This is a genomic window from Streptomyces sp. SID486, assembly GCF_009865385.1.
In the GTDB taxonomy this organism is placed as follows: domain Bacteria; phylum Actinomycetota; class Actinomycetes; order Streptomycetales; family Streptomycetaceae; genus Streptomyces.
In genome coordinates, this window is the sequence record NZ_WWJT01000212.1 from 1 (window position 1) to 11670 (window position 11670).

Genomic DNA, 11670 nt, shown 5'->3' on the forward strand with positions numbered 1-11670 from the left:
TTGTGGCCGTTGCCGTGGCCGTCGGGATGCAGGACGACCTTGGTCCAGCCCTCGTCACGGGCGTCGAAGTGCTCGTAGGCGGTGGGGGCCTCGTCCAGGCTGAGTTCGTGGGAGACGACGAAGCTCGGTTCGGCCTTCCCGCCGGCGATCAGGTCCCGCAGCGCCCGGTTGTACCGCTTCACCGGCGCCTGCCCGGTGCCCATGTGCTGGCCCTTGAACCACATCAGGCCGAAGTCGATCGGGACCTTGCCCTGGGCCTCGAGTTCGCCCTGGGCCTGCGCGCCGCCGGGGTCCTGGGGGAGGAACACGCCCACCACGCCGATGTCGCCCGTGAACCGGACCGAGTCGATCAGGCCGTTGAGGGTGAGGCTGGCGTCCTCGTGTCCCTGGGGGTCGTGTGCCTGGTAGCCGACGCATTCGCAGCCGTTGTCGGCGCCCAGGCCGAGGGTGGCTTCCTTGACGACCTCCGCGGGGTTCTGCTCGGCGGTGTTGATGGGGATGGCCCCGATCTCCTCCGCCTTGCGCAGCCGGTCGGGGTGGTGGTCGGCCGTCCAGACGCGGCCGGCGCCCTTGAGGAGGGCGGAGTAGGTCGCCATCAGCCCGACGGGGCCGGCCCCGAAGACGATGGTCTGGTCGCCCGGTTTGACGTGGGCCATCTCGGTGGCGTGGTAGCCGGTGGGGAAGATGTCGGCGAGCATCACGTAGTCGGTCTGGCGTTCGGCGGCGTCCTCGCCCAGGCGCAGCGCGTTGAAGTCGCCGTAGGGCACGCGCAGCAGTTCCGCCTGGCCGCCCTGGTAGGGGCCCATGTCGGCGAATCCGTAGGCGGCTCCGGCGAGGGCCGGTTCCGGCTGCATGGTCAGGCAGTAGTTGGTCAGGCCCTGCTCGCACTGCTTGCAGAAGCCGCAGGCGATGTTGAAGGGCAGGACCACGTATTCGCCGACCTGGACCTTGCGGACGGCCGAGCCGACCTCCACGACCTGGCCCATGTTCTCGTGGCCCAGGGTGCGGCCGGACTCGAACGAGGTGCGGCCCTCGTACATGTGCAGGTCCGAGCCGCAGATGTTGGTGGTGGTGATCTTGACGATGATGTCGCAGGGGTGTTCGATCTTCGCGTCCGGCACGTCCTTCACGGTGACCGTTCGCGGTCCTTCGTATACCGCTGCTTTCATGGTGACTTCCCTTGATGTCACGGCCTGGCGGTGAGGAAAGGGCACACAGAGCCTGACTCCCGGAAGCGCTGCGACGGGGGCCCGGGGCTCCGGTACTCCTTGGGGGCCGTTCCACCCGGATCAGGTGGAACGGCGGTCATGCCGCCGGCCCGCCAGGCGGAACTCGGCGCTCCGGCGGCGTTGCGTCCGGGTCCCCGCCCGCCCCCGAGACGAAACAATCACGCACCGACCGATCAGCGGAACATCCGCACCGCGACGGCCACCGACCGACGGCACCTCCCCGGCTCAGCTCACCGGCTGGTCACCGTGGTCGTCCTGCAGCATGCTGCGACGTTCCTGTTCGCGCTTGGAGTAGGCGGCTGCCCGGATCGCCTCGTCGCTCTCCAGACCCGACCCCAGCGCGCCGCCCACCGTGGCGACCGAGGCGACGAACCATGACAACGTCCAGTACTGCGAGGCATGCAGCGGCGTTCGTGCCATGGAGGCGAACACTCGGTCGTTGAGGATGAACAGAGCCCACACCAGGTTGATGACCATCAAACCCACGTAGCAGACGAGCACCCCGATACCCACGGTCACGACCGTCGAGGCGTTGTAGAGAGCCGTCCTCTTCCTCGCCTCCGGCGAACCCTCGTCCGTTCGGTGCCACAGGTTCGCGTCCACGATCAGCCAGCCGATCATGAGCGCGACGGAGCCGACCGTCGCGATCACCAGGCGGGGCGTGCTCAGGGACGCGGCCAGGCTCCAGATGGTGGAGTTCACGGTGGCGACCGCTCCCGTGGCGAGCGCGGCCGCCAGCGCTTTCGACAAGCCCGGCACCAGGCGCCACGGCCGGTTGGCGCGGACCATACCGAGGAGCACCCTCAGGTAACCGCGCGGGCCACTGACCACGTACCGCAGGTCGGCGATCTCCTCCTCGCCGACCTGGCCCGGATGGATGGGCGCGAGACGACTGGTGAAGGGCCCCCGCAGCGGCTGACTTCCCGGAGGTCCCTCAGCCTCGGTGGCCTGCGGGCCCGCCAAGCTGAGCACGGCTTCTTCCACGGCCTGCCGGGCCCGCGTCTGCAGCCGGAATCCCCCCAGCGGGGGAAGGGACAGCAGCGCCAAGCCGTGTTCGTGACTCAGATCCACCACGAGCTTGCGTCCGTGTGAGTGCAGCGGGAGGTCGGTGAGAGCCACGACGACGTCCCAGTTCCCCTTGCTTCCCCGGTCCATGATCCGGTGCATCAGCGTGGGCGGGTCCTCGGTCCCCGCGGTGAAGGGCTCACTGACCACCTCGACGTCGAACCGTCGTCCCTGGCCCGACTTGTCGGCGAGCCGAGCAGGAAGAATCCGGGCCATGCGCTGCGCGATCTCCGTGGGCGCGTCCGGATCCGCCAGGAGGGCCACGACCGTAACGTGCTGAGACGACACCCGCATGGCTCCTTCTCGTCGGCTGCCCCCGCGATCGCCCGTGCCCACAGGATGCCCCCGGGGCGACGCCGACGCCGGGTGACACGCTGGCCCCTGCCGGCAGGGGCAGGTACGGTCGGATCTCCTCGTCCTCCCCCCTGCGGGAGCTGCTCCACCGTGGGCGGTGCTGGGGCCGTTGTCACCGAAACCGCGATTCGCCGGACGCTCGGGGCGAGGCCCGGTGACGCCGCCTGGCGCGCGGTTCCCGGCGTGATCAGGTAATCAGGAACGGTGGACAAGGACGCGACCGACCCCTTCGTACATGTCCGGGGCGCCGGTGAGAACAACCTGCGGAACATCGACGTCGACGTTCCGCGGGACGCGATGGTCGCCTTCACCGGCGTCTCCGGTTCGGGCAAGTCCTCGCTCGCGTTCGGCACGCTCTACGCGGAAGCCCAGCGGCGCTACTTCGAGTCCGTGGCACCGTACGCCCGAAGGCTGTTGCAACAGGTCGGCGCACCGCACGTGCAGGAGATCACCGGACTGCCACCGGCCGTGGCCCTCCAGCAGCGACGCGGGTCGCCCAGCTCGCGCTCGACGGTCGGCACCATCACCACGCTGTCCAATCTGCTGCGGATGCTGTACTCCCGCGCCGGCACCTATCCGCCCGGGGCCGCACGACTGGAAGCCGAGTCGTTCTCCCCCAACACCGCGGCCGGCGCCTGCCCGGAGTGCCACGGACTGGGCGTCGTGCACGACGTCGCCGAGGACCTGCTCGTCCCGGACCCCTCGCTGAGCATCCGCGAGGGGGCGATAGCCGCCTGGCCGGGGGCCTGGCAGGGCGCCAACCTGCGCAGTGTCGTGAACGGCCTGGGGATCGACATCGACCGGCCGTGGCGCAGGCTCAGGAAGAGGGACCGGGACTGGCTGCTGTACACGGACGAGCAGCCCTCCGTGTACATCGAGCCGGAGGAGGACCGCGTCGACTACGGCTACCAGGGCAAGTTCTGGAGCGCCCGCAAGCACGTCATGCACGTCCTCGCCGACTCCAAGAGCGAGAAGATGCGCGAACGGGCGCTCCGCTTCGTCAGGAGTGTGCCCTGCCCCGAGTGCCACGGCAGCGGACTGCGCCCCGAGGCGCTCGCCGTGACCTTCGCCGGACGTTCCATCGCCGAGATCAACGCGATGCCGCTCACCGAGGTCGTGGCGCTGCTGCGGCCCGTGGCCGGGCGGTCCGAGGCCGACGCCACCACGTCGACCGCCCGGTCCGGGGAGACGACCGAGGTCGCGGTCCGGATCTGCGGCGATCTGGTCGCGCGGATCGACGTACTGCTCGACCTGGGCCTCGGATATCTCGGCCTCGGGCGCCGCTCGACGACCCTGTCGCCAGGCGAGGCGCAGCGCCTGCGGATCGCCTCCCAGCTGCGCTCGGGGCTGTTCGGCGTCGTCTACGTCCTCGACGAACCCTCCGCGGGCCTGCACCCGGCCGACGCGGAACCGCTGCTGGACGTGCTGGACCGCCTCAAGGCGGCGGGCAACTCGCTGTTCGTCGTGGAGCACGACATGGACGTCGTACGGCGGGCGGACTGGGTGGTCGACATCGGCCCCGGGGCGGGCGAGGGCGGCGGGCGCGTGCTGTACAGCGGCCCGGTCGCCGGTCTGGAGCGGGTCGCGGAGTCGGCCACGAGCCAGTACCTGTTCGGGCGCGCCCGGCCGCTCGACCACCGCCCGCGCACCCCGCACAGCTGGCTGCACCTGCGCGGAGTCTCCCGCCACAATCTGCGCGACGTGTCCGTCGAGGTACCGCTGTGCGTACTGACGGCGGTGACGGGCGTGTCCGGTTCCGGGAAGTCGACGCTGGTGACGCAGGTGCTCGCCGAGGTCGTCCGCGGCCACCTCGGAGTCGTACCGGAGGAGCCCGAGGAGGCGCAGCTGGAGGTCGACGTCCAGGACGCCTCGGGGGTCGAGTCGTTCGACCGGCTGGTCCTGGTCGACCAGCGGCCCATCGGCCGGACCCCCCGGTCCAACCTGGCGACGTACACCGGGATGTTCGACGCGGTGCGCAAGCTGTACGCGGCGACGGACGAGGCCAGGGCGCGCGGCTACTCGGCCGGGCGGTTCTCCTTCAACGTGCCCGAGGGGCGGTGCGAGACCTGCCAGGGCGAAGGGTTCGTCGCGGTGGAACTGCTGTTCCTGCCCGGCACCTACGCGCCGTGCCCGACCTGCCACGGCGCCCGGTACAACGCCGAGACGCTGGAAGTCACCTACCGCGGCAAGAACATCGCGGAAGTGCTGGCGCTGTCCGTCGACGCCGCCGCCGAGTTCCTGTCCGCCGTCCCGGCCGCCTCCCGCAGTCTGGAGACGTTGCGCGAGGTGGGACTGGGATACCTGCGGCTGGGCCAGCCCGCGACGGAACTCAGCGGCGGTGAGGCGCAACGCATCAAACTGGCCACCGAACTGCAACGGGCCCGTCGCGGGCACGCGCTGTACCTGCTCGACGAGCCGACGGCGGGGCTGCACCCTTCGGACATCGCGCTGCTGCTGCGCCAGCTGCACCGGCTCGTCGACGCCGGCAACACGGTCGTCCTCGTCGAGCACGACCTGGACACGATCGCCACCGCCGACTGGGTCATCGACCTCGGGCCGGGCGGCGGCGACGCGGGTGGGCGGGTGGTCGCGGTGGGCCCGCCGGCCAAGGTGGCGCGGGCCCGCCGCAGCGCCACCGCGCCCTATCTCGCGGCCCGGCTCGCACGCTCCTGACACCGGCGAGGAGCTGAGCACCGGTCAGCCGCGTTCGGGGCGCAGGGTCGCGCGCGGCGCCGTGCCGCGCTCCGTCTGACGGCGGACACGGCTCGTGAGCTGCCCCGTTCGGGACCGTTCCGCCGGGTCAGCCGGGTATGGGCTGGTGCGCCCGGCCGAACTGCTCCACGACGGCGGCGCAGAAGGCGGGCAGGTCGGCCGGCCCGCGGCTGGTGACCAGTTGCCCGTCGACGACCACCTCCTGATCGACGACGTCCGCGCCGGCGTTGCGCAGGTCGGTGCGGATGCTGGGCCAGGACGTCAGGCGGCGGCCCCGCACGGCGTCGGCTTCCGCCAGGGTCCACGGGCCGTGGCAGATCGACGCGACCGGTTTCCCGCCCGCCATGAAGTCCTTGACGAATCGCACCGCGTCACGGTCCATGCGCAGCTGGTCGGGGTTCATGGTGCCGCCGGGCAGGAGCAGGGCGTGGTAGTCGTCGACGGAGGCATCGGCGACCAGGCGGTCCACAGGGAAGGTTCCGGCCGCGTCGAGGTCGAACTGGCGGGCCTGGATCTCGCCGGGGTGCAGGGAGAGGATCTCGGTCTTCGCCCCTGCGCCCTGCAACGCACCGCGCGGCTGGTCGAGTTCCACGCGCTCGACGCCGTCGGTGGCCAGGATCGCCACCCGCATCCCCTGGAGTTCCTGTGTCATGTCATGGCTCCCTTCGCGAGTCGCGGGCCGGAGTCGGACGCCGCCGCGTGCGGGCGAGGAGAATCCAGGGTTCGACGGTGTCCCTGCCTCACGGACGCCGACACACCCGGCACGCTCATGCCTCTCGCCGCCGCACCGGGACCGGAGGGCTTCGTCCGCTCCCGCCCGCGCCGCCATCGGCTGCTACCCCGACGAGATTCGCAGAGCCCCCCGTCGAGCGCCTCCGCACCCCAGGCCGAAAAAGGACTCCCCCTCTTCCCCCGGCAGAGCAGCACGAAGCGCCTGGGCATCCCTCGGCCGGCCGTCCGCGCGAGGCTGCCGGGCGTCGCGACACCGCCCCGCACGGAGCGCCACCCTGTCGGCTCCTTCAGAGCATCTCCAGGGGCGTGGGCCCGCTGGGCGGCGGGAACGACTCGTCGAGAGCGTCGAGCGCCTCGGCAGGAAGGCGGAGGTCCACCGCGCCGCGGTTCTCCCGGACGTGGTCGGGTGATCCGGAACGCGGGATCGCGGCCACCCCTTGTGCCAGCACCCAGGCGAGTGCCACCTGGGCCGGCGTGGCGCCGAGGGCCCGGGCCACGGCACCCAGAGCCTCGCCCTTCAGCAGCCGCCCCTGCTCGATCGGGGAGTAGGCCATGACCGTCACCCCGGCACCGCGGCACCAGGGGAGCAGATCCCACTCGATGCCGCGCCGGGAGAAGTTGTACAACACCTGGTCGACGGCCACGGCGTCGCCACCGGGGAGGGTGGTCAGCTCGACCATGCCGGCGACGTCCAGATTGCTCACGCCCCAGTGACGGATCTTCTCCGCCTCCATCAGGTCGGTGAATCCCGCCAGGGTCTCCTCGAGCGGCCACCGTCCCCGCCAGTGCAGCAGGTAGAGGTCCAGCCGTTCCGTACGGAGCCGCCGCAGGCTGCCCTCGCAGGCGGCGACGGTGCCCTTCCGGCTCGCGTGGCCGGGCAGCACCTTGCTGACGAGGAAGACCTCATCCCGGCGTCCGCGCAGGGCCTCCCCGACGAGCTCCTCGGCTGCGCCGTCGCCGTACATCTCCGCCGTGTCGACGACGGTCATGCCCAGGTCCACACCCAGTCGCAGCGCGGCGATCTCCTGTTCGCGCCGGGCCGTGTCCTCGCCCAGGTACCAGGTGCCCTGCCCGAGCGCCGCGATCTCCTCACCGGAGGGGAGCGCGACCGTTCCGGCCGATTCCGCAGACATCTCGGGCCTCCCGTCTGCCGCGGATCCGCGTCACGCGCCCGCACCGGGTGCCCTGGTCCGCGTCACGCGCACCCGCACCGAGTGCCCAGGTCCGCGCGTCCCAGACAGCCGTGCCGCATGCGCCGCAGGGAGGTCAGGAGGGGCGAGCGGACCGTGCCGAGAGCGCGCCGGGACCGGGTGCGCGACCGCGCAACGCGACGGCGACCGACACCACGGCGCCGCAGGAGAGGACCGCCGCGAAGCCGATCATCGCGGTCTGCACGGCGAAGTGCCGCAGGGCGATGCTGAACAGGACGGACGGCAGGCCCATCCCCAGGTACGCGACGACGAAGAACACGGCGAGGACCCCCGCGCGTGAGGCGGGCTCGGCCACGGAGACGGCACGTTCGACGCCTCCCTTGAACAGCAGCCCGGAGCCGGCTCCCGACAGGGACACGGCGACCAGGTAGAGCCAGAGCGCCGGATGGTAGAGGGCGACGGCGCACAGGACCAGGCCGGCCGGGAAGACCACCGCCCCCACGGCCAGGACCCGGGGCAGCGGGAGACGGCCCAGCACCAGCTGGGCGGCCGCCGCGGACCCGAACATGAGGAAGGCCGCCAGACCGGCCACGAGGTGCGAGTCGGTGTGCAGGGTGCCGTGGAGCACGCTCGCCCCCAGGGAGGAGATCAGGCCGAGGATCGCGAAGGCGAAGGCGCCCAGGGCGCCGGCCGCGCCGAACGTCCGCCGGCCGCCCGGGCGCAGGGCGAACCTGAGGGGCGGTTCGGCCGCGGGCAGCTCCCGGTCCACGGTCTCCGGGGTGGACAGGACCAGCACCAGGCACACGGCCATGGCGAGCGTGAAGATCAGCTGGGTGGTGACCAGGGGCGTGGGAAGCCACTCGGCGGCGGCTCCGGCGACCAGGGGCCCGGACGCCAGGCCACCGAGATTGGCCGCGGTGGCCACGATGCCGGGCAGCACCGAACCCGTCCGGTCCGGACGGGCCTCGTGGTGGAGGTCGTGCAGGTACGTCGTAGCGGTCGAGGCCATCAGCCCCAGTCCGACACCGTTCAGGATCCTGCCCGTGATCAGCCCCGGCAGGTCCCGCCACACGATCAGTACGACCGACGCGACGATGCCGACCAGCAGCGCCGGGACGATGATGCGTCGCCGGCCGAGCCGGTCCGACAGGTGGCCCAGTCCGAGGAAGCCGGCCGCCGCGCCCACGACCATCGATGCGTAGGCCACCGTGACGGTGGTCGAGCCGAAGTGGTCCCGGGCCTCGTACAGCGGCCACAGCGGGGTCGGCGCCGTGCCGAAGGCCATCAGCACGGTGAAGGCCACCGCCACGAACCAGAAGCCGGTCGTGTGCGAGGCACGGCGCCGGGCGGGGGCGCGGGGCGGCAGGCCGGCGGGAGCGGGTGCCGGGATCCGGTGGGTCGGGCCGGCGGGAGCGTCGGCTGCGGGACGGCTCAGCGGCGTCGGGACGGCAGGCAGGGGTACCCCTCCTCGGGTGGAAGTGGATGGCGCTTTCCATCCTCCTCACCAGGCAGGATCAATGCCAACGAATGTTTTTGCTGAGCTCGAGCAATGCGAGTGATACTTCTCGTGTGGAGCTACGTCAACTGGAGCACTTCATCGCGGTCGCCGAGGAGCTGAGTTTCACGCGTGCCGCACGTCGGCTGCACGTGGTGCAGTCGGCCGTGTCCGCCGCGATCCGCTCCCTGGAGCGCGAGCTCGGCTGCGCGCTGTTCGAGCGCACGTCGCAGCAGGTCCGGCTCACCGGGGCGGGCGCGGCGCTGCTGCCGGAGGCCCGGGCCACCCTGCACGCCGCCCAGACGGCCCAGGACGCCGTGCGCGCCGCACAGGACACGCTGCGCGGCACGGTGATCGTGGGCGCCATGGCCTCGGTCGAGGTGGTGGACCTGCCTGCGCTTCTCGGGCAGCTGCACGCGCGGCATCCGGCGATCGACGTCCGGCTGCGGCTGGCCACGACCGGATCGGCGGGACTGGCGCACGCGCTGCTCAGCGGCGACCTGGACGTGGCCTTCCTGTCGCTGCCCGAGCGCAGGCCCGCCGGGATCGACGCAACGGAGCTGGCCACCGTGCCGCTCGTCCTGGTGGTGAGCGCCGGCCATCCGCTCGCGCGGCGGGGAGAGGTGGCGCTTGCGGACCTCGCGGGGGAACCCTTCGTGGACTTCCCGCCGGGCTACGGCAACCGCGAGGTGGTCGACCGGGCGTTCGCGGCGGCGGGCGTCGCACGGCGGGTGGCACTGGAAGTGCCCGACATCGACATGGGGGCGGCGCTGGTCCGGCACGGTCTGGGCATCGCCTTCCTGCCCGCGTTCGCCGTCGCCCGCACCCCCGGCCTGCACGTCCTGGACGTCCACGACGCCACGCTCCGCTGGAGCATGCATCTCGGCACGTCGTCGACCCGGCGGCCCGGCGCGGCTCTGCGGGCGCTGCTCGACCTGGTCGACCTCCACGTCATCGCCCTGTGACGCCGGGGCCGGTGCCCGGGCCTTCTCGCCCCCCGAGGCCGGTGCCGAAGGCCCCGCCGGGCATGGCGACGGCGGTGACGAACCAAGGCCCCGTCCGGAAAGAGCCACCCGCCCACCGCAGCGCTGTGGCAGGGCAGCCCGCCCGACCGCTGCTGACACCGCTCGGCGCAGAAGGTCCGGTGAGGCATCAGCCAGGTCTGCCCAGCACGATCTTCCACACTCGGGTCGCCACCTGGAGGTTCAGCCGGTCCTCGACGTTCGCGAGGTCGTGGGCGCTGATGTCGCGGATGCGCTGGAGCCGGTAGCGCAGCGTGCTGCGGTGGATCGCGAGGGAGTCGGCGGTCTCGTCGTAGTTGCCGCCGCAGTCGAAGTACCGGGACAGGGTCTCCACCATGGCCGCGTGGTGCCGGGAGTCGTAGTCGATGAGCTGTCCGAGCCATTCGTCGACGAACGTCTCCAGTTCCCGGTAGTCGTTGCCGGGTCCCAGGATGCGGTAGAGGCCGAGCTCGTCGAAGAACGTCGTGCCGTAGCGCTCGCGGGAGTGGCGGCGGACGTCCAGGGCGCGCCGCGCCTCCTGGTAGTGGTGGGGGATGTCGTTCAGGGAGTCGGAAGGGGCGCTCACCCCGATCGTCCCGGACCGTGTTCCGGTCTCCCGGGCGAGCGCCTCGTACAGCGCGTGGGCGTGCGGCCTCTCGTCGGCGATGAGGACGACGTGGTCCGGGCGGCGGGCCAGCAGCGCGCGCATGCCCACGGCGGAGGCCGCCCGCCCCACGGTCTGTGCGAAGGAGTCGTCGGGGGTCCGGTTCGACCACTGCACCACGACGACGTAGTGGCTGCGGTGCAGGTCGTGTCCGGCTGCCTCGGACCGGGCGTAGGCGCTCGGTCCGTCCGTCCCTGCCAGGAGGTCGTCGGCCAGCTCGCGGTGCAGCCTCAGCTCCGTCTCGGCCAGATCGCGCAGGTGCGTCATTTCCAGGGCGAGCGACGCGGCGGCGTGTTCCAGCGCGAGCACGGTGTGCTCGTCGGCCTCGTCCCGGGCGTCGACCAGGGCCAGCACGCCCAGGATCTCGCCGTGCGAGCGGATCAGGGTGATCAGCCGGTCCCTCATCCGCACCGGCCCGGTCTCTCTGGCGACGGCGTGCAGCATTTCCTCCTGGCGCACGGGATCCGGTTCGGGATAGGGGACGGGGCGGCTGGGGCCGGTCCAGGACCTCAGCCGGCCGAAGCGGTCCTCGACCAGCGCGGGAAGTCCGGTGAGCCCGTGCAGTGCGCGGGTGACAGCGTCGTCGCCGCCACCCGACGCAGCGACGTCGGCCATGAGAGCGTGAACGGCTCGCTCGTAGCCCAGCTCGGCCCCCACAGAGATCAGCTGCCGCTGGAGGGCTGTGCGTTCCTCCCTGAGCCGGCGAAGCTCCAGCGCGTCCTCGCGCTGGCGGCGGCGTGCGAAGGCGACGGACAGTGCGGCGGTGGTGTGCCGGACGAGCAGGGCGAGCAGGGATCGCTCGGCCGCGGTGGGCCGGGAGCGGGACGTGACCACGAGGTAGCCGTGGAGTCCCCCAGGTCCGCGTAGCCCCAGGGCCCGGCCCCAGGGCCTGCCGGCCACGGTCACGTTGCCGTCCTGCCCGGCCAGTTCCCGCACCCTCCGGCCCACGGCCAGGGCATGCGGCCGCCTGTTCCTGGGGCTGGGGACCAGGTCGCCGCCCACCGTGAGGTATCCGGCCTCGGCGCGGTACGGCCCCGCGGCGACGATGTGGTCCATGGCCAGGCGCAGGATCGCGTCTTCGTCGGGGGCGTCGAACAGGGAGCGGGAGAGCGCCGTCAGGCCGCGGGGGTCACGGTCGGCGAGTGGGCGGGGCTGCCTGCGCACGGCCGCGTGGTACCGCCGGGCGCTGCCCCGCGAAGGGCGGCCCGCCCGGCCGGGGCAGCGGTGGTAGGGGCTGTGCGTCCGACTGCCGGCCATGTGATCACTC

Annotated in this window: 8 protein-coding genes; 2 read left to right on the plus strand and 6 right to left on the minus strand. The window is 72.2% G+C overall.

Annotated elements, in window-relative coordinates:
* On the minus strand, window positions 1-1169 hold a 1169-nt coding region (locus GT045_RS10570), incomplete at its 3' end, for a glutathione-independent formaldehyde dehydrogenase (protein ID WP_161333987.1).
* A gap of 285 nt (window positions 1170-1454) precedes the next feature.
* Complete coding sequence (locus GT045_RS10575; protein ID WP_202516034.1) at window positions 1455-2588, minus strand: hypothetical protein; 1134 nt, start codon at window positions 2586-2588, stop codon at window positions 1455-1457.
* A gap of 264 nt (window positions 2589-2852) precedes the next feature.
* Here GT045_RS10575 and uvrA point away from each other — a divergent pair, with 264 nt between their 5' ends.
* Window positions 2853-5321 carry an excinuclease ABC subunit UvrA gene (gene uvrA / locus GT045_RS10580; RefSeq protein ID WP_161333988.1) on the plus strand — a complete coding sequence of 823 codons (2469 nt, stop codon included), beginning with the start codon at window positions 2853-2855 and terminating at the stop codon, window positions 5319-5321.
* A 127-nt stretch (window positions 5322-5448) separates the two neighbouring features.
* On the opposite strand, the gene GT045_RS10585 is transcribed toward uvrA, so the two are convergent.
* From GT045_RS10585 to GT045_RS10595, 3 genes are all read right to left on the minus strand, one after another.
* On the minus strand, window positions 5449-6012 hold the full coding sequence (locus GT045_RS10585; protein ID WP_161287273.1) for a type 1 glutamine amidotransferase domain-containing protein: 564 nt from the start codon (window positions 6010-6012) through the stop codon (window positions 5449-5451).
* Between the two features lie 367 nt (window positions 6013-6379).
* Complete coding sequence (locus GT045_RS10590; RefSeq protein WP_161333989.1) at window positions 6380-7225, minus strand: aldo/keto reductase; 846 nt, start codon at window positions 7223-7225, stop codon at window positions 6380-6382.
* Between the two features lie 133 nt (window positions 7226-7358).
* Entirely contained in the window at window positions 7359-8546 is a 1188-nt protein-coding gene (locus GT045_RS10595; RefSeq protein WP_345942604.1) for an MFS transporter, read from the minus strand.
* Between the two features lie 266 nt (window positions 8547-8812).
* On the opposite strand from GT045_RS10595, the gene GT045_RS10600 reads away from it, so the two are divergent.
* Window positions 8813-9703: a LysR family transcriptional regulator gene (locus tag GT045_RS10600; protein WP_161333991.1), complete on the plus strand. Its 891-nt coding sequence runs from the start codon at window positions 8813-8815 to the stop codon at window positions 9701-9703.
* 187 nt (window positions 9704-9890) lie between these two features.
* On the opposite strand, the gene GT045_RS10605 is transcribed toward GT045_RS10600, so the two are convergent.
* Window positions 9891-11660, minus strand: a complete 1770-nt coding sequence (locus GT045_RS10605) for a helix-turn-helix domain-containing protein (RefSeq protein WP_161333992.1) — start codon at window positions 11658-11660, stop codon at window positions 9891-9893.
* Window positions 11661-11670: the final 10 nt, after the last annotated feature.

Bases quoted from the DNA above. Each gene is read 5' to 3' on its own strand.
- GT045_RS10605 (WP_161333992.1), bottom strand. From the start codon at position 11,660: ATGGCCGGCAGTCGGACGCACAGCCCCTACCACCGCTGCCCCGGCCGG.
- GT045_RS10575 (WP_202516034.1), bottom strand. From the start codon at position 2,588: ATGCGGGTGTCGTCTCAGCACGTTACGGTCGTGGCCCTCCTGGCGGAT.
- GT045_RS10590 (WP_161333989.1), bottom strand. From the start codon at position 7,225: ATGTCTGCGGAATCGGCCGGAACGGTCGCGCTCCCCTCCGGTGAGGAG.
- GT045_RS10585 (WP_161287273.1), bottom strand. From the start codon at position 6,012: ATGACACAGGAACTCCAGGGGATGCGGGTGGCGATCCTGGCCACCGAC.